At 74.0% G+C, this 21151-nt stretch carries 23 protein-coding genes and 2 pseudogenes; 12 read left to right on the forward strand and 13 right to left on the reverse strand.

Annotated elements, in window-relative coordinates:
- Positions 1–52: 52 nt before the first annotated feature.
- The 6 genes from ACT7CP_RS13705 to ACT7CP_RS13730 all read right to left on the reverse strand — a co-directional run bounded on the left by ACT7CP_RS13705 (position 53) and on the right by ACT7CP_RS13730 (position 5146).
- Entirely contained in the window at positions 53–1435 is a 1383-nt protein-coding gene (locus ACT7CP_RS13705; RefSeq protein ID WP_445442622.1) for a serine hydrolase domain-containing protein, read from the reverse strand.
- Positions 1436–1567: 132 nt separating this feature from the next.
- On the reverse strand, positions 1568–2026 hold the full coding sequence (gene ctaF, locus ACT7CP_RS13710; RefSeq protein ID WP_445442623.1) for an aa3-type cytochrome oxidase subunit IV: 459 nt from the start codon (positions 2024–2026) through the stop codon (positions 1568–1570).
- 136 nt (positions 2027–2162) lie between these two features.
- Positions 2163–2333 (reverse strand): hypothetical protein, encoded by a 171-nt coding sequence (locus ACT7CP_RS13715; RefSeq protein ID WP_413961562.1) that lies wholly within the window; start codon positions 2331–2333, stop codon positions 2163–2165.
- Positions 2334–2527: 194 nt separating this feature from the next.
- Positions 2528–3142: a nitroreductase family protein gene (locus ACT7CP_RS13720; protein WP_445442624.1), complete on the reverse strand. Its 615-nt coding sequence runs from the start codon at positions 3140–3142 to the stop codon at positions 2528–2530.
- 115 nt (positions 3143–3257) lie between these two features.
- Complete coding sequence (locus tag ACT7CP_RS13725; RefSeq protein WP_445442625.1) at positions 3258–4418, reverse strand: Gfo/Idh/MocA family protein; 1161 nt, start codon at positions 4416–4418, stop codon at positions 3258–3260.
- Complete coding sequence (locus ACT7CP_RS13730; RefSeq protein WP_445442626.1) at positions 4415–5146, reverse strand: ThuA domain-containing protein; 732 nt, start codon at positions 5144–5146, stop codon at positions 4415–4417. The genes ACT7CP_RS13725 and ACT7CP_RS13730 overlap by 4 nt, the downstream gene beginning before the upstream one ends.
- A 177-nt stretch (positions 5147–5323) precedes the next feature.
- Here ACT7CP_RS13730 and ACT7CP_RS13735 point away from each other — a divergent pair, with 177 nt between their 5' ends.
- Together ACT7CP_RS13735 and ACT7CP_RS13740 are read left to right on the forward strand one after the other, a co-directional pair.
- Positions 5324–6151, forward strand: coding sequence for a sugar phosphate isomerase/epimerase family protein (locus ACT7CP_RS13735; RefSeq protein WP_445442627.1), 828 nt, complete (start codon positions 5324–5326; stop codon positions 6149–6151).
- A 151-nt stretch (positions 6152–6302) separates the two neighbouring features.
- The gene (locus tag ACT7CP_RS13740) at positions 6303–7142 is read left to right on the forward strand and encodes a ferritin-like domain-containing protein (protein WP_445442628.1); all 840 of its coding nucleotides are present in this window, start codon (positions 6303–6305) and stop codon (positions 7140–7142) included.
- Between the two features lie 114 nt (positions 7143–7256).
- Here the strand turns inward: ACT7CP_RS13740 and ACT7CP_RS13745 are convergent, their stop codons facing one another.
- Positions 7257–7538: a GlsB/YeaQ/YmgE family stress response membrane protein gene (locus ACT7CP_RS13745; RefSeq protein ID WP_413961568.1), complete on the reverse strand. Its 282-nt coding sequence runs from the start codon at positions 7536–7538 to the stop codon at positions 7257–7259.
- Between the two features lie 124 nt (positions 7539–7662).
- Between ACT7CP_RS13745 and ACT7CP_RS13750 the strand changes: the two genes are divergently transcribed.
- Complete coding sequence (locus ACT7CP_RS13750; RefSeq protein WP_307506128.1) at positions 7663–8334, forward strand: response regulator transcription factor; 672 nt, start codon at positions 7663–7665, stop codon at positions 8332–8334.
- A 109-nt stretch (positions 8335–8443) separates the two neighbouring features.
- Here the strand turns inward: ACT7CP_RS13750 and ACT7CP_RS13755 are convergent, their stop codons facing one another.
- Entirely contained in the window at positions 8444–8704 is a 261-nt protein-coding gene (locus tag ACT7CP_RS13755) for a type II toxin-antitoxin system ParD family antitoxin (protein WP_445442629.1), read from the reverse strand.
- Between the two features lie 88 nt (positions 8705–8792).
- On the opposite strand from ACT7CP_RS13755, the gene ACT7CP_RS13760 reads away from it, so the two are divergent.
- The gene (locus ACT7CP_RS13760) at positions 8793–9857 is read left to right on the forward strand and encodes a S66 family peptidase (RefSeq protein WP_445442630.1); all 1065 of its coding nucleotides are present in this window, start codon (positions 8793–8795) and stop codon (positions 9855–9857) included.
- A 115-nt stretch (positions 9858–9972) separates the two neighbouring features.
- Positions 9973–10554 (forward strand): hypothetical protein, encoded by a 582-nt coding sequence (locus ACT7CP_RS13765; RefSeq protein ID WP_445442631.1) that lies wholly within the window; start codon positions 9973–9975, stop codon positions 10552–10554.
- Positions 10555–10557: 3 nt separating this feature from the next.
- On the opposite strand, the gene ACT7CP_RS13770 is transcribed toward ACT7CP_RS13765, so the two are convergent.
- The 3 genes from ACT7CP_RS13770 to ACT7CP_RS13780 all read right to left on the reverse strand — a co-directional run bounded on the left by ACT7CP_RS13770 (position 10558) and on the right by ACT7CP_RS13780 (position 13073).
- Entirely contained in the window at positions 10558–11097 is a 540-nt protein-coding gene (locus ACT7CP_RS13770; RefSeq protein WP_445442632.1) for a helix-turn-helix domain-containing protein, read from the reverse strand.
- A 155-nt stretch (positions 11098–11252) separates the two neighbouring features.
- On the reverse strand, positions 11253–12317 hold the full coding sequence (locus ACT7CP_RS13775) for a glycosyltransferase family 9 protein (RefSeq protein ID WP_445442633.1): 1065 nt from the start codon (positions 12315–12317) through the stop codon (positions 11253–11255).
- Positions 12318–12407: 90 nt separating this feature from the next.
- Positions 12408–13073, reverse strand: coding sequence for a DedA family protein (locus ACT7CP_RS13780; protein WP_445442634.1), 666 nt, complete (start codon positions 13071–13073; stop codon positions 12408–12410).
- 212 nt (positions 13074–13285) lie between these two features.
- Between ACT7CP_RS13780 and ACT7CP_RS13785 the strand changes: the two are divergent.
- Together ACT7CP_RS13785 and ACT7CP_RS13790 are read left to right on the forward strand one after the other, a co-directional pair.
- Positions 13286–13656, forward strand: a pseudogene (locus ACT7CP_RS13785) (ArsR/SmtB family transcription factor).
- Positions 13637–14680 (forward strand): DMT family transporter, encoded by a 1044-nt coding sequence (locus ACT7CP_RS13790; protein WP_445442635.1) that lies wholly within the window; start codon positions 13637–13639, stop codon positions 14678–14680. The pseudogene ACT7CP_RS13785 and the gene ACT7CP_RS13790 overlap by 20 nt, the downstream one beginning before the upstream one ends.
- A gap of 43 nt (positions 14681–14723) precedes the next feature.
- Here ACT7CP_RS13790 and ACT7CP_RS13795 read toward each other — a convergent pair whose 3' ends face one another.
- Both ACT7CP_RS13795 and ACT7CP_RS13800 read right to left on the reverse strand, forming a co-directional pair.
- Positions 14724–15407: a response regulator gene (locus tag ACT7CP_RS13795; RefSeq protein ID WP_445442636.1), complete on the reverse strand. Its 684-nt coding sequence runs from the start codon at positions 15405–15407 to the stop codon at positions 14724–14726.
- Complete coding sequence (locus tag ACT7CP_RS13800; RefSeq protein WP_445442637.1) at positions 15404–16666, reverse strand: sensor histidine kinase; 1263 nt, start codon at positions 16664–16666, stop codon at positions 15404–15406. The genes ACT7CP_RS13795 and ACT7CP_RS13800 overlap by 4 nt, the downstream gene beginning before the upstream one ends.
- Before the next feature lie 168 nt (positions 16667–16834).
- Between ACT7CP_RS13800 and ACT7CP_RS13805 the strand changes: the two genes are divergently transcribed.
- The 5 genes and pseudogenes from ACT7CP_RS13805 to ACT7CP_RS13825 all read left to right on the forward strand — a co-directional run.
- Positions 16835–17581 (forward strand): ABC transporter ATP-binding protein, encoded by a 747-nt coding sequence (locus ACT7CP_RS13805; RefSeq protein ID WP_445442638.1) that lies wholly within the window; start codon positions 16835–16837, stop codon positions 17579–17581.
- A complete protein-coding gene (locus ACT7CP_RS13810; protein ID WP_445442639.1) occupies positions 17578–18885 on the forward strand; it encodes an ABC transporter permease in 1308 nt (435 codons plus the stop codon). The genes ACT7CP_RS13805 and ACT7CP_RS13810 overlap by 4 nt, the downstream gene beginning before the upstream one ends.
- A gap of 94 nt (positions 18886–18979) precedes the next feature.
- The gene (locus ACT7CP_RS13815; protein ID WP_445442640.1) at positions 18980–19825 is read left to right on the forward strand and encodes an endonuclease/exonuclease/phosphatase family protein; all 846 of its coding nucleotides are present in this window, start codon (positions 18980–18982) and stop codon (positions 19823–19825) included.
- Positions 19819–20478, forward strand: coding sequence for a DUF2238 domain-containing protein (locus ACT7CP_RS13820; protein ID WP_445442641.1), 660 nt, complete (start codon positions 19819–19821; stop codon positions 20476–20478). Before ACT7CP_RS13815 ends, ACT7CP_RS13820 begins: the two co-directional genes overlap by 7 nt.
- A gap of 180 nt (positions 20479–20658) precedes the next feature.
- Positions 20659–21150 (forward strand): annotated as a pseudogene (locus ACT7CP_RS13825) (D-glycero-alpha-D-manno-heptose-1,7-bisphosphate 7-phosphatase); the annotation flags it as partial.
- Position 21151 lies beyond the last annotated feature (1 nt).

A 21151-nucleotide genomic window follows, 5' to 3' on the forward strand; every position in this document is an offset into this window, starting at 1 on the left:
CGTACCGCCGTTATCGAAGTGCCATGTCCAGCCGGATGACTCAGCCGTCGGATCAGCCGCGCGACCGCGGCACCCAGGACCGCAGCTCGGGCTCGAGCGTCATGCCGCCGCCCGCGCGGATCCGGTCGACCGATCCGTCGGCGGCGCGCTCGGCCGTGACCTCCTCGCCGACGGATCCGAAGCCCTCGCCCGCGACGATGCGCGCCGACGAGTCGCCCGTGCGCTCGAGCACGTCGACGGACTCGAGCGGGTGCTCGGCCGTCGGGTCGATGCGGAGGAAGCGGTCGCCGACCACCTGGTAGTCCTGCAGGCCCCACATGTTCGCGAAGCGGCCCGTGAAGGGCGCGTCGACCGCGGCGCGCTCCTCGTCGGAGACGGCGGAGTCGGCCAGCAGCAGCTCCAGCACGCCCGTGCTGAGCGCGGCCGCGGGGCCGTCGATCGCATTGGTGAGGACGCTGACCGCCCAGCCGCTCACGGGATCCACCGCCGTGCGCGTGATGTGGCCCGGGTACCCGCCGGAGTGGCCGACGACCGTGGTCTCGGGGGCGCCGGATCCAATGCGCTCGACGATGAGGCCGTAGCCGTAGCGGCGGGGGCCGGCCGGGTCCTGGCCGGTGGCGAAGCGCGGGCGCTGCTGGATCCGCTTCGACGCGTCGGTCAGGAGCCGCTCGTCGCCGGGCAGCACGAGCGCCGAGAAGAAGGCGACCAGCTCGGCTGCCGTGCTCGTGACGCCGGTCGCGGCGGCCATCGCCTGCGTGTCGACGTGCGGGAGGACGGTGCGCTCGCGGGAGGTGCGGAGCGAGGTGGAGGCCGCCGCGTACTCGGACGCGCGCTCCGGCAGGTATTCGGAGGCGGTGTCGCGGAGACCGAGCGGGGCGATGATCCGCTCGGCCAGGTACTCCGCGTACGACAGGCCGGACGCCGCCTCGACGACGAGCCCGAGCAGCGCGTAGCCGACGTTCGAGTAGTTGAACGACGTGTCGGGCGCGACCTTGGCGACGCCGGGTGCGGTCGCCATCGCGAGCAGATGGCGTCGGTCGGGGAAGGGGCCGGCGTGCTGCCAGTGGTCGCCGTCGACGCCGTCGCGCAGGACGCCCGCGCCGTGCTCGAGGAGGGAGGCGATCGTGACGTCGGCGAGCTCGGATCCGCCCTCCGCGAGCTCGGGCACGTGCTGGCCGAGGCGGTCGTCGAGCCGGAGGGCGCCCTGCTCGGCGAGCTGCAGGATCGCGGTGGCGGTGAACGACTTCGAGTGCGACGCCACCCGGAACAGGTGCGCGGGGGTGAGCGGCGCGTCGGTGGTGGGATCCGCGACCCCGAACGCCTCCGACAGCACGACCTCGCCGTGCCGGGCGATGGCGACCTGCGCGCCGGGGACGCGGGTCTGCCAGACGCGGAGGTCCAGCCAGGTGCGGACGTACTCGAGGATGTCGCTCATGCGGGGGGCTCCGGATCCGGTCGGTCTGTCACGGGACGCGACCGGTCGTCGCGGGCGGCGCATGCCGGACTGCGGACGCGGGTCGCCTGCCGGACTCTACGCGAACGGCCGCGCCCTCCCGGGGAGGATCCCTCAGCGGGCGTGCCAGCCGCTGTAGTACTCGTAGGTCCAGCCGACGACCGCGATGACGAGCAGGATCGCGCCGAACAGGGCGATCCAGATCCCCACCGCGAGGCCGAGGAACACGAGCGCGCCGCCGCCCGCGAGCGTGATCGGCCACCAGCTGTGCGGGGAGAAGAAGCCGAGCTCCGGGTCGCCGTCGTCGACGTTGGCGTCCTCGCGGTCCTGCGGCAGCTCGCCCTCCTGCGCCGTGTGCACGCGCTGCAGGAAGAACCCGATGAAGGCCGCGAACGCCGCCGAGAGGAAGAGCGTGACGGTGCCGACCCACTCGACGACCGACGCCCCCTCCCCGCTGTTGGGGTCGGTGTTCAGCCCCTGCGCCTCGTAGGCGATGTTCCACACCACGTAGGCGATGCCCGCGAGGGCGAAGAACGAGGCCAGGACGAACAGGATTCGGACGTTGGCGCGCATGGTCCCCCTCGGATCGGTGAGCGTGCCTCGATCGCACACCGGTCGGGCGGACGCGCCCAGGACCTTGACCCGCGGGGAGCGTCTGCGCTAGCGGGTGATCCCGACGCGGAGCGCGCGTCTCCGTGATCCCCGGACCTCAGTCGTCGGCGCCGCACACCGCCTCGAGGACGAGCCGTGCCGCGGACTCCGCCGCCTCCTGGGAGGGGTACGGGCCGTCCTCGGGCATGCCGTCGAAGCCCCAGAGATCGAAGGGGTGCTCGAGGAAGAAGGCGGGCCCGGTCGCACCGTGCGCTCTCGTGATGGTCATGTCGGACATGCGTGCCTCCCCGGCGGCCCTCCGCGGCCCGTGATCCACGGGTCCCGCCGCCCACGGTCGACGCTAGGAGCGCGGCCGGACGCCGACGACGGGCTTGACACCCGTGCCGAGGAGGAGCGAGGCACCGTGCGCACGAGAGTGGCCGCCGACCCGGAGGTCGACGGCCGCTGTGGCGTACGGGAGGACTACTCGCGGACGAGCACCAGCTCGGAGAGCGGCAGGCGCGTGCGGGGCAGGGTCTCGCGCTCGGCGAGCGGGCCCTCGAGCTCGTCGGCGGGGGCGACCACGCCGACGGCCGTCACGGTGAGCGGCTGCAGGTTCTCGGGCAGGTCGAACGCGGCGGACAGCTTGTCGAACTCGACGCCGGCCATCTGGTGCGTGTGGAGGCCCTCGGCCTGCGCCTGCACGGAGAGGTGGGCGATCGCCTGGCCGAGGTCGTACGCGGCGTAGGGGCGCTTCTCGCCCTCGACCGTGGAGGTCTCGGCGATGGCGACGATGAGCGCGGAGGCGTTCACGGCCCAGGCGGCGTTGAAGCCGACGAGCGTGTCGACGATGGTGTCGAACGCGTGCGTGCCGCGGCGGGCGACGATGAAGCGGCGCGGCTGCTGGTTGCTGCCGGACGGCGCCCAGCGCGCGGCCTCGAGCAGCGCGTCGAGCTGCTGGTCGGACACGGTCGCGGTGCGGTCGAAGGAGCGGGGGCTCCAGCGGGCGTCGAGCTCGCGCACGATCGGGACGGCCGTGTCGGCGGTGCGCGCGGTCGATGCGGGTGCGGTGGTGGTGGTGTCGTCGGTGAGCGTCATGCGGATCCTCCGGTCGGTGGCGGGCGGTGGTCGGCACGCCGTCGGGCCTCGCCGAGCACAAGGCGGGACGGGGCGCGGCTATTCCTCGGTGGCGCGCGCCCCGTCCGGATCCGGGTCAGCCGGCGAGCGGGTCCCGCACGTCCTCGAAGAGGCCGGACTCCGCCGAGCGGCCGGCCGCCTCCATGAGGGCGAGGCTGCCGAGGTTGTCGCGGCCGCTCGTCTCGGGCGGCGGGCCGCCGAGGATCGAGAGGGCGAAGGCGCGGAGGCCCGCGGCGCGGCCGATGAGCGGGAGGGTCTCGAGGTCCAGTTCGCGCTCGGCGCCGGCGACGTCGCGGATCCCGACCCGGTCGGCGGTCACGCCCTCGCCGCGGCTCGTGAAGGTCAGCTCGCCGTCCTCGCCCGAGATGCGCCACTCGCCTGCCCACGGCGTGACCGGCCCGCGGTGCAGCCAGCTGCCGCGGTAGTCGACCATGAGGCCGCCCTCCAGCTCGATGACCATGCTCGCGACCGCGGGGTCGCGGTAGTGGCTGAACGACGGCCGGCTGGTGCGCGCGAACACGCGCACGGCCTCGCGGCCCGTGACCATGCGGATCAGGTCGAAGTGGTGGATCGCCATGTCGTTGATGATCGGCTGCGGGAAGCGGTAGTGCGGGTAGTCGTCGGGCTCGTCGTTGTCCCACTGGCGGAAGTCGATCTCGATGGTCGCGACCTCGCCGATCGCGTCGGCCGCGAGCAGCTCGCGCACGCGACGCGGCGCGGGGTACCAGCGGTAGTTCTGGCTGACCTGGAGCAGCAGCCCCAGCTCCTCGGCGCGGCGGACCACCTCGGCGGCCTCCGCCGTCGTGTTCGCGAACGGCTTCTCGACGATGACGTGCTTGCCCGCGGCGAGCGCCTCGAGCGCGAGCGGCGCGTGCGTGACGGCCGGCGCGGTGATGATGACGGCCTGCGCCTCCACCGCGGCGAGCGCGTCGGCGAGCGAGGCGAAGGCCGCCTCGGGCGGGAGCCCGAGGAGCGCGCGGACGCGTTCGCGGGTGGGCTCGCTCGGATCCACGATCGCCGCGACCTCGATCTCGGCGACGGCCGGGACCGCGTTGCGCGCCCAGTCGCCGCCCCAGCCGCCGAGGCCGACGTGGATCACGCGGACGCGCGGGCCGTCGTAGGCGGGTGCGGTCGGCGGGGCGACCGTCGCCGGGGCGGTGGGGGTCGCGGGAGCGGCGGGAGTCGCCGGAACGGCGGGGGTCGCGGGCACGGCGGGCGTCGCCTTCGCGGCGCTCATCGGGCGAGGAACCAGTCGCGCGGGTGCTGGTCGGCCGTGAGGTCGGCGCGGCCCTGCGTGGGCGCGACCCAGCGCGCGGCGTTCGCGAGCACGCGGCGGATGTCGGGGTGGTGGTACACGGGGTACTCCTGGTCGCCGGGCGAGAAGTAGAAGACGCGGCCGCGGCCGCGGTGGTACGCGACGCCGGAGCGGAAGACCTCGCCGCCCGCGAAGGTGGAGAGGAAGACCTCCTCGTCGGGGCGCGGGATGTCGAACTGCTCGCCGTACATCTCCTGCCGGTCGATGACGATCGGGTGCGGCACGCCCTCGGCGATGGGGTGCTGCGGCGCGATGGTCCAGACCAGCTCCCGCTCGCCGTCGTTCCGCCACTTGAGGGAGCACGTCGTGCCCATCAGGCGCGTGAAGACCTTCGAGTAGTGGCCGGAGTGCAGGACCACGAGGCCCATGCCGGCGTGGACATGGCGGATCACCCGCTCGACGACGGCGTCGTCCACCTCGCCGTGCGCGACGTGGCCCCACCAGTACAGGACGTCGGTGGCGGCGAGGCGCTCCTCGGTGAGTCCGTGCTCGGGATCCTGCAGCGTGGCGGTGCTCACCTGCGCGTCGTCCCCGAGGAGCTCACGCAGGCCGTCGGCGACGACCTGGTGGATCCCGTCCGGGTAGTGCGACAGCACGGTCGCGTCCCCTCGGCTCTCGTGCACGTTCTCGTTCCAGACGACGATGTCCATGGCGCTCCTCATCGGGCGGTGATCGGGCGGAGCGGGCCTCGGCCGACCGGGTCGGGCCCGAGACGGGCCGTGACTCGGCGGCATGCCCGCGCCTACGATCGTACGCATGCCCCGCGCCGATGCGGGCGACCCGGGAGGCCGCATGACCGCCATCGTCCACGCGCCAGGAGCCCTCCGGTGACGGGCCCGACCGACAAGGCCGTTCACGCCTGGTCCCTCGACGGGACGCTCGGGCATCCGCGCGTCGCCGGTCCGGACGGATCCGGCCCCGTCGTCCCCGGTGGCCGGGCTGCCGGAGCGCTCGACCTCCTCGACCTGCCCGCCGAGCTCGCCCGCCGCGGCTACCGGGCCGTGCAGCTCGCCCACTTCCAGCTGCCCACGCGGGATGCGGCGTACCTCGCCGACCTGCGCGCGTCGCTGGACTCGTCCGGCATCGTGCTCGACGCGTTCCTCGTCGACGACGGCGACCTCGTGCACCCCACCGACGCCGACCTGCACGAGCGGTGGATCTCCGACCTGCTCGACGACGCGCTCACCCTCGGCGCGCACCACGCGCGCGTCGCCGCCGGTCGGAGCGCACCGACCCCGGAGCTGCTGGCGGCGAGCGCCCGACGGCTGTCGCGGCTCGCGGACGGGCACCCCGGGATCCAGGTGGTCACCGAGAACTGGCGCGAGATGCTGCCCGACGCGGACTCCGTGCTCGCGCTCCTGGCCGACGCCGGGGACGTGCGCCTCCTCATCGACCTCGGCAACTGGACCATGCCCGACAAGCACGAACAGCTGGCCCGCATCGCCGGTCACGCGGTCACCTGCCACGCCAAGGCGCACCGCCACGAGGACGGCCGCCTCGACGACGTCGACTACGCCCGCTCCCTCCGCGTGCTGCAGGACGCGGGCTACCGGGGTGCGCTCGCGATGGTGAACGAGTCGGTCCGGCCCGACGGATCCGACGAGTGGGACGGCCTCGAGGAGGAGCACGAGGTGGTGCGGCGGGTGTTCGGCTGATCCCCGTCGGGGTGCACCCCGGGGTGCACCCCGGGCCGGATGACGCTGCATCTCCGGGGTGATCCTGCCGCTCCCGCATGCGGCGAGCGGCGCCGCCCAGTCCCCCTCCCGCCGGGCGAGGCGGGAGGCCGGCCGTTCCTAGCGTGGGCGCATGACCTCGATCACGCACACCGACCCGCATCAGGACCACCGCGCGAGCACCGCCAGGACGCCGCGCATGGCGACCGCCGTCGACTGGATCGCCCACTTCCACGCGAACGCCGAGCGGCACCTCGCCCCCGAGGAGCTGATCCCCGCGGGCGCGCCCTCGTCGCTCGACGGCCGCACCCGACGCGCGTTCGTCCGCTCGTTCCAGCGCTTCGCGCTCGGCGAGAGCGGCGACGGCGCGCACCTGCTCCGCTTGGCGACCGCCGCGGGCGATCCCGCCTACACGCACGCGCTCGCGCTCCTCGTGCAGGAGGAGCAGAAGCACGCGGCCCTCTTCCTCCGCGCGCTCGACCACCTGGACGCGCCCGCGCTCCCGGCGCACTGGACGGACGCCGCGTTCACCCGGCTGCGGCACCTCATCGGGCTGCGGACGGAGATCAGCCTGTTCCTCATCGCGGAGACGGTCGCGACCGGCTACTTCACGGCGCTGGCGGACCACGCGCCGGATCCCGTGATCCGGGCCCTCGGGCAGCGCATCGCGGACGACGAGCGGGACCACGTCCGCTTCCAGATCGACCGCCTCCGCACGGGCTTCCGGGACACCCCCGCTCCGCTGCGCGCGCTCGTCGGGGCGGCGTGGACGGTCGTCGCGGCGGGCGCGGCGACGGTGATCGTCGTCGACCACCGCGCGGCCCTGCGCGCGTGCGGGGTGGCGCCGCGGGCGTACTGGGGTCGGGCGATGCGCGGCTTCGGTGCTGCGGCGCGGTCGGTGCTGGTGGATCCGCGGGCGCCGCTGCTGGGACCGGCGGACGCCGAGGGCCGCGCCTCGGGCGCGACCGCCTGATCCGGGCACGCGGAAGGGGCGGGCGGCCTCCTCGGCCACCCGCCCCTCCTCAGTGCTCCACTACCGGCGGTCGTCCGGACCGCGCCAGCGCGTCCAGGGCTCGCCCGGTCGTGTTCAGCGGCGCACGGACTTGCGGTTGCCGCCGACCTTCACGTAGATGAGCAGCACGATGATCGAGCCGATGATCGACCCGATGATGCCGGCGGGCTGGAAGAAGCCGTCCATGGCGTCGCGCTGGAAGATGAGGAAGCCGAGGAAGCCGCCGACGAACGAGCCGACGATGCCGAGCAGGATCGTCTTGAGGATGCCGAGGTTCTGGCGGCCGGGCACGACCGCGCGGGCGATGAAGCCGGCGATCAGGCCGACGACGATGAGGCTGATGATGAGTCCGAGCATGGTGTTCTCCTCTGTGCGGGCACGTCAGGGAAGACGCGCGGTGGATGCCCGTTCGGGCCGATGACTCCAATCAACCACCCTCCGGGGTGTGGGAGCACACCCCTGGGGGTGGGATCCTGGAGCCATGCCCGCCGCCACCCGCACCCGCCCCGTCACGATCGCGCTCGTCGACGACTACGACGTGGTGCTGAAGGGCCTCGCCCACATGTTCGACGACTACCGCGACCGCGTGGTCGTCGCCGAGATCGACGCGAACGCGGCCCTCTCCGACGAGATCGACATCGTCCTCTACGACTCGTTCGCGCAGCCGGAGTCGGACCACCACGAGATCGCCGAGCTCGTGCGGAACCCGCGCGCGACGCACGTGGTCGTCTACACCTGGAACTTCCAGCCCGAGCTGATCGCCGACGCCCGCCGCCAGGGCGTGCACGGCTACCTCTCCAAGGCGCTGCCGGCGCGAGAGCTCGTGGAGGCGCTCGAGCGGATCCAGGCCGGGGAGGAGCTGTTCAACGAGGCCCCGCTGCGGGCCGCGAGCGCGCCGTCGCTCGACTGGCCGGGCAAGCGCGAGGGGATCACGGACCGCGAGTCGGAGATCCTCGCGCTCATCACGCAGGGCAAGAGCAACCAGGAGGTGGCGGCCCTCACCTACCTCTCCCCCAACACGGTGAAGAGCTACATCCGCTCGATCTACCGGAAGATCCAGGTGCAGAGCCGCACCCAGGCGGTCATCTGGGGCGTGGGCCACGGGTTCAGCCCGGACCACCATCGGATCGACCACTGGTTGGGCGGGCCGTAGCGAGCCATCGGCGCTACCCCCCTGCGAGCCTGGCGGCACTCACAGGTGCCGCGCCGGGTCCATTCGCCGGTGCAGGATCTGGATCACGTCGACCGTGTCGGGCCGGATGTCACCGCCGGGATGCGCCAGCACGGCTGCGCCCGCGCTTGTCCGCGACGAACGCGTCGAAGTCGAACGGTCCTGCTTCTCCGCTCGCCTCGCCGGCGACCAACGCTGCTCGCATGGCGTCGAGCTTCGGCTCCTGGTCCTCCGTGGTGCGGAGCCCGGCGCGAGCCAGCTCGCGTGGGGAGCGATCGCACCCCGATGCCACCTTCCGGAATAGGGGCTCGATCGAATTCGCGTCCCGGCTGATCGCGTCGTCCTGTGCCATGGAGCATGGATACCGAGGATCAGCCCAGGAGGGAAGCTCCGAGCAGAACGCCGCCGCGCTCACGGGCTGCTCTGCGAGCATGGCCCGCATGGCCCCCTCCACGACCTCCCGGTTCCGCAAGTCCGTGCCCAAGGCGAAGGCGGGAGACCGGGTGGCGGTGCTGTCGCCCGCGTTCGCGGCGCCGGGGCTCGCGCCGGAGGTGCACGAGCAGGCGATGCGGCGGCTGCAGGAGGCGACCGGGCTGATCCCCGTGGAGTACCCGACCACCCGGCGGCTCGGCGCGTCGGCGGAGGACCGCGCGGCGGACATCACGGCCGCGTTCGCCGACGACTCCATCCGCGCGGTGCTCTCCACCGTGGGCGGGGACGACCAGGTGACCGTGATCCCGCACATCGACACGGAGGAGCTCGCGCGGAACCCCAAGCCCTTTCTCGGCTACAGCGACAACACCAACCTGCACAACCTGCTCGCCGGGCTCGGCATCCCGAGCTTCTACGGCGGATCCACCCAGGTGCACCTTGGCGCCGGCCCCGGCATCGACGACGTGCACCTGCGCTCGCTGCGGGCCGCGCTGATCGAGGGCGGGGAGCTGGAGATCACGGAGCCGGGCGAGTCGGAGGACCACGGGGTCGAGTGGACGGATCCTCGCGCCCTCACCGCCTTCGGCGAGCGCGAGGCGACCGAGCCGTGGACGTGGGCCGGGCCAGCCGCCGCTGTGGAGGGACCGACTTGGGGTGGCTGCATCGAGGTCATCGACCAGATCGCGATGGCCGGGCGCATGCCCGACGTGGCGAGGCTCGAGGGCGGGATCCTGCTGCTCGAGACGAGCGAGGAGGCACCGTCTGCCGACAGCGTGCGGCGGTGGGTGCGGGCGCTCGGCGAGCGCGGGATCCTCGACGTCGTCCAGGGCGTGCTCGTCGCCCGGCCGCCCACCATCGTCATGGGCGCCCCCGTGCCGTCGGCCGAGGAGCGGGCGCGGCTGCGGGCGGAGCAGCGCGACACGGTGATCGAGCAGATCGCCCGCTACAACCCGCGCGCCGTGGTGTGCGTCGGCGTGCCGTTCGGGCACACGCGCCCGCAGTGGATCCTGCCCCACGGCGGGACGGTGCGGCTCGACGGGGCGGCGAAGACCGTGCACGCGGACTACAGCTGAGGCCGCCGTGGGCGAGGTCGATGCAGACGAGGTGGATGCAGACGAGGTGGATGCAGACGAGGCAGGCGCGACGAGGGGCCGCGCCGTCGTCATGACCGCGGCCATGCTCGCGCGGATGACCTCGACCGCCCGGCGCGAGGATCCGTCGCCCGGGCTCATGGACGATGAGGCCGGAACCGCGCATCCGGCGTCGCTGCCCGACCACTCGGACCTCCCGCACGGCGCGACCTTCCGGGGCAACCTGCTCTCGCGGCTCACGCTCGTGGAGCGGTCCCAGCCGGAGGGCGTGGGGATCGTGGACGGGATTGTCTTCGGGGAGGCGCAGACGACGCTCATCACCACCACCGGCCACGAGGTCGTCGTGCCCGCGGGGGCGAGTGCCCACCGGATCCACGAGCTCATCGCCGCCGTGGTGCCGCTGGCGCCCCTGGACGCCGACTGCTGGGTGAGCTTCCCGGCCGAGATGACGCCGTGGGCGATCTGGCTGACGCTGCATTACGACCTCGCGTCGCTGGAACGGCATCTCGACGACAACCTGCCGGGGCTGCACCTGCGCGGGATCCACCGGCACGGCGAGTTCGCCCGCATCGTCACCGGGCTGGGCGACGAGCGCTTCCCGCACGAGGTGCCGCTCACGGAGCAGCCGCTCGGCGTGCCCGTGGAGCTCGCGTTCGAGGTGCTCCGGCGCCGACGCTGACCGTCAGACAGCGGGGACGACGTCCGGTGCGTCGCCCGCCGCGACCGCCTGCGCCTCGCGCTGCTCGCGGCGGCGCTGCCGACGGGTGCGGGTGCTGCGGGACAGCGGGTACCGCACGTCCAGGCGGGGTTCGAGGAACAGGCGCCGGAGAGCCGACGCGATGAGGGTGCCGCCGAGCCAGTAGGCGAGGAACAGGACGATGCCGTCCGGGACGGTGAACGCCACGAGGGTCAGCACGATGCCGATCCCCACGTAGAGCAGCAGCCAGGCGCGCGCGATGCGGTCGCGCCCGGCCTGCTGCTCCGCCGTGCGGTCCTCGAGGGATCCGACGCGGCTGCTCAGCCCGGCGCCGTCGATGTCGATGAAGAGGTCGCGCACCGGCACGCGCAGCGCCTCGGCGACGAGGGAGAGCGTCTCGAGGCTCGCGTCCTCGCCCGCCTCCAGCCGCTGGACGGTGCGGACGCCCACGCCGCTCTCGGTGGCGAGGCGCTCCTGGGTCCAGCCCTGCGCCTGACGTAGTTCCATGATCCGTGTCGTGTTCATGCGTCCCATGCTCATCTCGCCCTCCTGCCGGCACCACGCCAGCGACCCGCCGGTGACCCGCCAGGCGGCCGCCAGCGACCCGCCACGGTCCCGCCACCCCAGGGAAGCAGGGATCGAGGCCCCCGGGACAGACCCCGGTGCGGGGAGGTGGGGGATCAGTCGCGCGGCTCACCCGTGAGGGGACGGATCACGCGGTGGCCGTCGAGCGAGCGGGCCGCCTCGAGGACGTGGACCGGGGTGATCGCGAGGAGCGCCGGATCCGGGATGGCCGAGAACGTGTCGCCGAGGCGCTGCGACGCGTCGGTCAGCACGATGTGCGGGCCGGACGCGGGCGGGCCCCACTCCTCGGGCGGGGCCGGGCCGAAGATCACGACCGAGGGGATGCCGTAGGCGCTCGCGAGGTGGGCGGCGCCCGTGTCGGCGGAGATGACGAGGTCGGCGGCCGCGATGACACCGGCGAAGGCGTCGAGGGCCAGCTCGCCCGCGAGCACGGTCGAGGTGGGCATCTCGGCGAGCGCGGCGACCTCGAGGGCGCGCTCGCGCTCCTTGTCGGACCCCGTGAAGAAGACCGTGCGGCCCTCGTCGGCGAGCGCACGGGCGACCTCGGCGAAGCGGTCGACGGGCCACTGGCGGGATCCGTAGGCGGCGCCCACGTGGATCACGACGGCGTGCTCGGCGACGGGCGGCTCGGCGGGGACCTCGATGCCGACGTCGTCCGGATCCGCGGGCATGCCGTGCCAGGAGACGAGCCGCGCCCAGCGGTAGCGCTCCAGCACGCCGTCCTCCCACTCGGGGCCATCGGCGGCGGGCATGCCGTCGAACCGCGGCGCCGCGTGGCCGAGGGTGCGGTGCGCGCGCAGCTCGTGGAGCAGGGTGCGGCTCTCGATGCCGGCGCCGTGCAGGTTGATCGCGAGGTCGACCGTGCCGGGCTCGCGCGCGATGGGGTGGTCGAAGCCCTGCTGCGGGAGGTGCTCGTCGACCATGCCGAGGAGCTTCACGACGGGGGCGAGCCAGCCGGTCGTGGCCAGGAGGATCCGCGACCCGGGGTGCGCGCGGCGGATGGCGCGGAGCGCGGGGACGGCCACGAGGATGTCGCCGAGCTTGATGGCGCGGAGGACGAGGATCTCGGCGGGGCCGTCGGGGCTCGCGGCGCCGTCGGTGCTCTCGGGAGCGGGGCGGGCGTCGTCGGGGAGGGCGGCGCTGTCGCCTCGGGTCTGCATGGGTTCCAGCCTGGCAGAGGGGAGGCGCGGAGGTGGCGGGGTGATGGGCCGGGCCGGTGTCGGGCGCACGATCGTGCGCCCGACGCGCGATCAGACCGCCCGCGCCCGCCGGATCAGCCGCGTCACGACGAACCACAGCACGAGCAGCGCGATGACGCCGATCGCCGCGTAGGAGATCAGGCCGCTCCACTGCTCCAGCACCGGGCGGATCGCCGGGCCGAACGCGAAGCCGAGGCCCACCCAGATGGCGTTCCAGGCGCCGGATCCGACCACCGTGTAGAGGGAGAAGCGCCAGATGGGCATGCGCTCGATGCCCGCAGGGATGGAGATGAACGAGCGCACGAGCGGCACGCAGCGGCCGAGGAGCACCGCGGTGCCGCCCCAGCGGACGAAGAAGGCCTCGGCCTTGTCGAAGTCCTCGTGGTCGAGCAGTGGGATCCGACCGACGAGCCGGCGGGTGCGGTCGCGGCCGAGCGCGGCGCCGATCGCGTACCAGATGAGCGCTCCCACGAGCGCGCCGATCGTGGCGGCGGCCCAGGCGCCCCACGCGTTCATGCGGCCCTCGTAGGCGAGGAAGCCGGCGACGGGGAGGATCGCCTCGGAGGGGATCGGCGGCACGAACGTCTCGATGAGGACCGCGAGGCCGACGCCCACCTCCCCCAGCGTCTCGATGAGCGAGAGGACCCAGCCGACGAAGCCGTCATATCCCTCGCTCGGGTGGATCTCGCCGGGGGTCACTGCCTGGATGGCGCTCATGCGGCCTCTCGTTCTGTCGGGGGGTCGGGCGTCGGGTCGTGCGGACGGCATCGGAGGGCGCGCCGCGATCGGCGGGCACCTCGACCTCCGAGCCTAGGAGACGCTGTTCCGCAACCGCTGAATCGGCGGGGTGATCCGGGCGACGGATGCGGGTCGGCCGCGGTCGTGGCCGCCAGCCGCTTTCGCCCCGTCGCATGTGAAAGGATCTGCGCATGCATGCGGATAGCAGGTGCGGCCGCCATCCCGACAGCCAGCACGTCGAGCTCGCGGTCGAGGTGTTCGCGATGCTGGCCGACGCGACGCGGGTGCGGATCGTCCTCGCCCTCCGCGACGGCGAGCTCCCGTCAACGACCTGGCCGAGCGCGTCGGCAAGTCCCCCGCCGCCGTCTCGCAGCACCTCGCGAAGCTGCGGCTCTCGCGCGTGGTCGCGACGAGGCAGGAGGGCACGCGCGTCTTCTACCGGCTCGTCGACGAGCACGCGCGCCAGCTCGTGACCGACGCGATCTTCCAGGCGGAGCACCAGCTCGGCGGATCCCCCGCCCACCACCACGAGGAGGCCGCGCGTGCGGACGGCGCTCGCTAGCCGCGGGGTCCAGGCGGCCCTGCTGTCGGCGGTCCTGTTCGGGGCGGGCACCCCCGCCGCGAAGCTCCTGCTCGACTCCGTGAGCCCCTGGATGCTCGCCGGCCTCCTCTACACGGGCTCCGGCATCGGGCTCGGGCTGATCCGCCTCATCCGCCGGTCCCCGCGCGTGCACCTCGCCCGCGACGAGCGCCTGCCGCTGGCCGGGGCGATCCTGTTCGGCGGGATCCTCGGCCCCCTCCTCCTGCTGGTCGGCCTCGTGAACATGCCCGCGTCCGGCGCCTCGCTGCTCCTCAACGCGGAGGGCGTCGCGACGGCGCTGCTGGCCTGGTTCGTGTTCAAGGAGAACTTCGACCGGCGGATCGCGCTCGGCATGGTCGCGATCGTCGCGGGCGCGGTGGTCCTCACCGTCCCGCAGGGCGTCGAGCTCGGCAGCGCCTGGCCCGCCCTCGCGATCCTCGGCGCCTGCCTCTCCTGGGGCATCGACAACAACCTCACCCGGAAGGTCGCGCTGGCCGACGCCACCTGGCTGGCCGCGGTCAAGGGCGGCGTGGCCGGCCCCGTGAACCTCGTGCTCGCGTTCCTCCTCGGGGCCCAGCTTCCGGCGCTCGGGAGCGTCGCCGCGGCGATGGCGGTCGGCTTCCTCGCCTACGGCGTGAGCCTCGTCCTCTTCATCGTCGCCCTCCGGCACGTGGGCACGGCCCGCGCCGGCGCGTACTACTCGGTCGCCCCGTTCTTCGGCGCGATCCTCGCGCTGGTGCTCGGCGAGCCCGTGACCTGGCCGCTGGTCCTCTCCGGGATCCTCATGGCCGTCGGCGTCTGGCTGCACCTGACGGAGCGGCACGAGCACGAGCACACGCACGAGGCCGTGACCCACGACCACTGGCACACCCACGACGCGCACCACCAGCACGACCACGCGGAGCCCGTGGCTCCCGGGACGCGCCACCGCCACGTGCACACGCACGAGCCGATCACCCACACGCACGAGCACTACCCGGACAGCCACCACCGGCACGGGCACTGAGGTCCGCGGGGTCGGGGACAGCGGTCTCGCGGGTCGCGTCCCGCTAGCCCTCGCCCGGCCGCAGCATCCCCGTCTCGTACGCGAGGATCACGAGCTGCGCCCGGTCGTGCGCGCCGATCTTGCTCATCACCCGGTTCACGTGCGTCTTCACGGTGTGCGGCGAGATGAAGAGCCGCTCGCCGATCTCCGGGTTCGCGAGGCCCTGCGCGACGAGCAGCAGCACCTCGCGCTCGCGCTCGGTGAGGTGCTCCAGCTCCGCCTGGCGCCGCGACATCGCGGGTGACGGGGATCCGGCGCCGCCCGGCAGCACGTAGCGGGTGATGAGGCCGCGGGTCGCGGTGGGCGAGAGCAGGGCGTCGCCCGCGTGCACGGCGACGACCGCGCGCACGATGTCCTCGGGCTCCGCGCCCTTGCCGATGAACCCGCTCGCACCCGCGCGGAGGGCGGCCACGAGGTACTCGTCCTCCTCGAACGTCGTGAGGATGAGGACCCGCGTGTCGGCGAGCGCCGGGTCCGCGCAGATCTCCGCCGTGGCCCCGATGCCGTCGAGCTCGGGCATGCGGATGTCCATGAGCACGATGTCGGGCCGGAGCCGGCGCGCGGCCTCGGCGGCGTCGCGCCCGTCGACGGCGGTCCCGACGACGCTCGTGCGCGGATCCACGTCGAGGATGTCGGACACCGCCTGCCGGATGAGCGGCTGGTCGTCGACGACGAGCACGGTGATCATGCGCGGCCCTCCCTCGTGAGCGGCAGGGTGGCGGCGAGGCGCCAGCCCCCGGGTGCGGATCCGGCCTCGATGCTCCCGCGGACCGCGTCGACGCGCTCGCGCAGGCCGAGCAGCCCGTGGCCGTCGGCGCGCACGGCGTCGCCTCCCGCACCGGCCGCGGGGGCCGGCACCGGGTTGGTCACGACGATGCGCGCCTCCTGCTCGCCCACCGCCACGAGCACGTGTGCGCGGCCGGCGGATCCGTGCTTGTGCGCGTTCGTCAGCGCCTCCTGCACCACGCGGTAGGCCACGAGGTCGGGGGCGCCGCGGAGCGCGCCGCGGTCGCCCTCGATCCGCACGGAGACGTCGAGGCCCGCGGTCGCGAACTGCTCGACGAGCGCCTCCAGCCGATCGAGCCCGGGCTGCGCGGCGGATCCGGCGCCCTCGCCCGCGTCCTCGCCGTGGCGGAGCATCTCGAGCAGGTCGCCGATCTCGCGCAGCACGGCGCGCGACGCGCTGCGGATCGTGACGAGCGCCTCCTTCGCCTTCTCGGGCCGGGTGTCGACGGCCGAGGACGCGACGCCGGCGTTGAGGCTGATGACCGCGATCTGGTGCGCGACCGCGTCGTGCAGGTCGCGGGCGATGCGCAGCCGCTCCTCCGTGACCCGGCGGCGGGCCTCGGACTCGCGCGTCTGCTCGGCGCGCTCGGCACGCTCCGTCACGGCCGCGATGAACTCCCGACGCGACCGGGTGGCGTCGCCGGCGGCGGCGGCGAACGCCGTCATGACGGCGAACTGGAAGGTCCGCGGGTCGAACACGGATCCCACCGCCGCGAGCAGGCTGAGCCCGATGACGGCCGCCACCGAGCAGGCGGCGGCGGTGACGGCGGCGCGCCGGTCGAGGCGGTTCGCCACCACGAACATGGCGATCGTCACGGACAGCACGATCCCGGGCGCGAGCAGCCCCGCGAACGCGGCGGCGCCGAACAGCGCGAGGCACGCGACGAGCACGGGGAGCGGCCGGCGGCGCCGGAACGGCAGCACGGCGACGGGGGCGAGCGCCAGCGCGAACGTGAGCGGATCGTCGGCGCGGTACTCCCCGCCGGGGAAGCGCGCGAACGCGAGGCCCACGACGAGGACCGACGCGAGCAGGTCGCCGACCCACGCGGGCGGGCGGCGGCGCCTCGACGCGGGACCCCCGGTGAGCGGGTCGCCGCCGACGAGCGGCCGCATCCGCGGGCTCGGGACCGCGACGGGCGGACGCGGCGCGGGACGGGGCATGCCCTCATGATCCCGGACGCGCGCACCCCGCGCGTCGCCCCGCCGGACCAGGGCCGGTACCGCGACCGCGGTATCGGCCGGACGCGGTCGGGCGACGCGCGCCGGGGGCGCCCCGGCGAGGCTCGACCGAGGGCCCGGACGACCGGCGCCCGACCACCGAGGAGGACCATGGACACCCCCATCATCCGGGTACGGGACGTGCGCAAGTCGTACGGCCGCGGCCAGAACCGATTCGACGCCCTCAAGGGCGTGAGCCTCGACATCCGGCAGGGCGAGAGCCTCGCGATCGTGGGCAAGAGCGGATCCGGCAAGTCGACCCTGATGCACACGCTGGCGCTCCTGGACGCGCCCACCTCCGGATCCGTCGAGCTGGAGGGCGTCGACACGTCCGAGCTCCGCGGCCGCCGGCTCGACCGCACGCGCAACCGCACCTTCGGCTTCGTGTTCCAGCAGTTCTTCCTCACCGCGAGCCAGTCGGTGCTGGAGAACGTGATGCTGCCGATGGCCATCGCGGGCACCCCGCGCACGGAGCGGCGGCGGCGCGGCATGGCGGCGCTCGCGCAGCTCGAGCTCGACGACAAGGCCCGCAACCGCGCGGGCGACCTGTCGGGCGGGCAGAAGCAGCGCACCGTGATCGCGCGGGCGCTCGTGAACGACCCGCGGATCATCTTCGCCGACGAGCCCACCGGCAACCTCGACTCGGCGACGGGCCAGGTGGTGGAGGACATCCTGTTCGCGCTCAACCGCGAGCGCGGGATCACGCTCATCATCGTCACGCACGACGAGGACCTGGCCGCGCGCTGCGACCGGCGGATCCTCATCCGCGACGGCCTGCTCGTCGAGGACTCGGGCGACGACGGGCCGCGCCTCGCGGGCACCGCTGCCGTCGCCGCGACCGAGGCGGTGGCGGCATGAGGCCCCTCGACCTGATCCGGTCCGCCGTCGCCAACACGTTCCGCTCCCGCACGCGGCTCGTGCTCACGGTCCTCTCGATCTTCGTGGGCGCCTTCACCCTCACCCTCACCAACGGGATCGGCACCGGCATCGACCGCTACATCGACGACACCGTGGGCGCGGTCGGGTCCTCCGACACCCTCACGGTGACGCGCGCGAGCGACGACGCCGCCACGGGGCCCGGCGCGACCGGCCCCCGCGAGTACGACCCCGACACGGTGGCGAGCGCCCAAACCGGCCCTCCCGGCCAGACCGTGGTGGCGCTCACGCCCGACGACATCACCGCCCTCCAGGGCGTGGGCGGCGTGCTCGACGTGCAGCCGACCGTCTCCCTCTCGCCGGACTACGTGCAGGCGGGCGACAGCGCGCCCTACGTCGTCGGCGCCACGGGCCTCGCGCCCGGCCAGACCATGACGCTCACGGCGGGCGTCGCGCCCGACGACGGATCCACCGAGCTGCAGGCCGTCCTGCCCACCTCGTTCGTGGAGCCGCTCGGCTTCGCGGACGACGCGGCCGCCGTCGGGTCGACCGTGACGCTCGCGGTCACCGACGCCGCACGCGCGCAGCACCTGGTGGAGGCGACCGTGGTGGGGGTCGCGGAGGAGAGCATCGCGTCGACGACGGGGGCGAGCATCACGACCAACGCGGCCCTCACGGACGCGGTCGCCGCCGCGCAGGACACGGGCCTCCCCGCGGACGAGCCCGACCGGTACGCGCAGGCGACGGTGCGGTTCGACGCCGCGGCGACCGACGCCGACGTGGACGCGCTGGTGGCGCGCCTCGCCGACGCCGGCTACACGGGCACGACCGTCGCCGACCAGCTCGGCACGTTCCAGACCGTGATCGACGGCATCGTGCTGGTGCTCAACGGGTTCGCGATCATCGCGCTGCTGGCGGCGTCGTTCGGCATCGTGAACACGCTGTTCATGTCGGTGCAGGAGCGCACCCGCGAGATCGGGCTGATGAAGGCCATGGGGCAGAGCAGCGGCAAGGTGTTCGCGCTGTTCAGCATCGAGGCCGCGTTCATCGGGTTCCTCGGCAGCGCGGTCGGGGTCGTGATCGCGGTGGCCGCGGGCACGGGGATCAGCACCGCCCTCGCCGGCGGCCTGCTCTCGGGGCTGCCCGGGCTGACGCTCATCGCGTTCGATCCGGCCTCGATCGCGACCATCGTGCTCGTCGTGATGGCGATCGCGTTCCTCGCCGGCACGCTGCCGGCGGCCCGGGCGGCGCGCGCGGATCCGGTGACGTCACTGCGGTACGAGTAGCGCGGGCGTGGCGGCGGGCGGTGGAGGGTCCGTGGGACGTGACGGTTCCCCTCCAGCGGCGCCCGCGGCCGCCCCGCTGGGGGACGATGGATCCATGACCCTCAGCGCCGACGGCACCCTGCGGGACGGGCGGGTGCTCGTCGGCCCGGTCGACGCCCCCGAGCTCCACGTGATGACGTACAACATCCGCCGCCTGTTCGCGCACTACCGCCCCGGCAGCCCGGACCGCTGGTCGAACCGGCGACCGCTCCTCGCCGCGCTGCTGCAGCGCGAGCAGCCCGCGCTCCTCGGCACGCAGGAGGCGATGCCCACGCAGGGGCGTGCCGTGTCGCAGGCGCTCGGCCCCCACTACCGGCGGATCGGCCACGGCCGCAACCCCGACGGCCACGGCGAGGGCTGCCCCACCTTCTACGACACGCGCCGCCTCGAGCTCACGAGCTGGCGGCAGGTCGCGCTGTCGGACACGCCCGCGGTCGCCGGATCCCGCAGCTGGGGCAACATGGTGCCGCGGATCGCGGTGGTCGCCGACTTCACGGACCTCGCCACGGGCCTGCCGCTGCGGCACGTGAACACGCACTTCGACCACCTCTCCCGCCGCTCACGTGAGGCGAGCGCGCGGATGATGCTCGAGATCGTCGCCGAGGTGCAGGTGCCCACGATCGTGGCGGGCGACACCAACGCGGGCGTCGACACCGAGCCGCACCGGCTGCTCGTGGAGTCGGGCGCGCTCGTCGACGCGTGGGACGGCGCCCGCGAGCGCCTCACACCCGAGTGGGGCACGTGGTCGAACTACAAGGCCCCGAAGCGCACGACCCGCCGCATCGACTGGATGCTCGTCACGCCCGACATCGAGGTCGCGCGCGTCGGCATCAACACCACGCGCGTCGCAGGCCGCGCGCCGAGCGACCACGAGGCGCTGCAGGCGGTGGTGCGGTGCTGACGGATCCCGCCGCCGCGAACCCGCCCGACGAGCCCGCCCCGCCCGAGGACGTCGCGGCCTTCGCCGACGCCGCCGGCCGCACCTTCCTGGTGCCGCCGCAGGGGATCACGGCGATCCTCGCCGACGCCGTGCGCGTGATCGGGCTGCTCACGTTCCTCTTCTCCGTGTTCGCGTGGACGGGCGTCACCTCCGCGATGTTCGCGCTCGCGCTGCTCGGGCTCGTGGCGCCGCGGTCCCTCGGGGCGCGGCCGGGGCTGGATCTCGCCATCGGGATCACGACCCTCGTCTCCGCCGCGAGCAACCGGCTCGACCTCTACGAGATGCTGCCGTGGTGGGACATCCCCGCGCACCTCGTCACGACGGCCGCGCTCGCCGCGCTCGTGATCCTGCTGGCCGACCGCGCCGGCGTCGTGGTCGACCGCCGGCCGCTGCCGCTCGGGTTCCTGAGCCTCACGGTGGGCCTCGCGCTCTCGGCGCTGTGGGAGCTCGGCGAGTGGGCGGGGCAGGCGTGGCTCGACCCGGAGATCCTCACCGGGTACGCCGACACCATCGGCGACATGGCCGTCGGCGGGCTCGGGGCGCTGCTGGTCGCGCCGCTCATGCCGATGCTGCTGGCGCGGTCGCGGTGGATCACGGAGGTCGCCGCGCGCTGACGCCGGCCCCGCCCGCCCGCGCCCCCGATCGCAGCGCCCCCGTCCGCACGCCCCCGCCCGAGGGCGCTGCTGCTCCCCGCGCGGGGGCGCTGCTCCTCGACTCGCGGAGAAGTGTGACGGGAGGAGGAGAAGTGCTCGCGGCCGCGTTTGGGAGGAGGAGCAGTCGGGTACGTGCCCGTCATGCGCTCGCCCGGGAACGACCTCCAGGCCGTCCTGTTCGACCGGGACGGGACGCTCGTCGTCGACGTCCCGTACAACGGGGATCCCGCCCTCGTCGAGCTCATGCCCGGCGCCCGCGAGGCCGTCGACGCCGTGCGCGCCGCGGGCCTGCGCATCGGCATGGTGACCAACCAGTCCGGCATCGCGCGCGGCCTCATCACCCGCGCGCAGGCCGACGCCGTCAACGCGCGCGTGCAGGAGCTGCTCGGCGCGTTCGACCTCGTGCTGCTGTGCCCGCACGGATCCGACGACGGCTGCGACTGCCGCAAGCCCGCCCCCGGCATGGTCCTCGAGGCCTGCCGGACGTGGGGCGTCGACCCGTCCGACGTCGCGGTCGTGGGCGACATCGCGGCCGACATGGGCGCGGCCCGGAACGCGGGCGCGCGCGGCGTGCTCGTGCCCACGCCCGTCACGCGCGAGGAGGAGGTGGCCGAGGCGGAGCTCGTCGCCCCGA

It is taken from the genome of Clavibacter rahimiani, assembly GCF_052654495.1.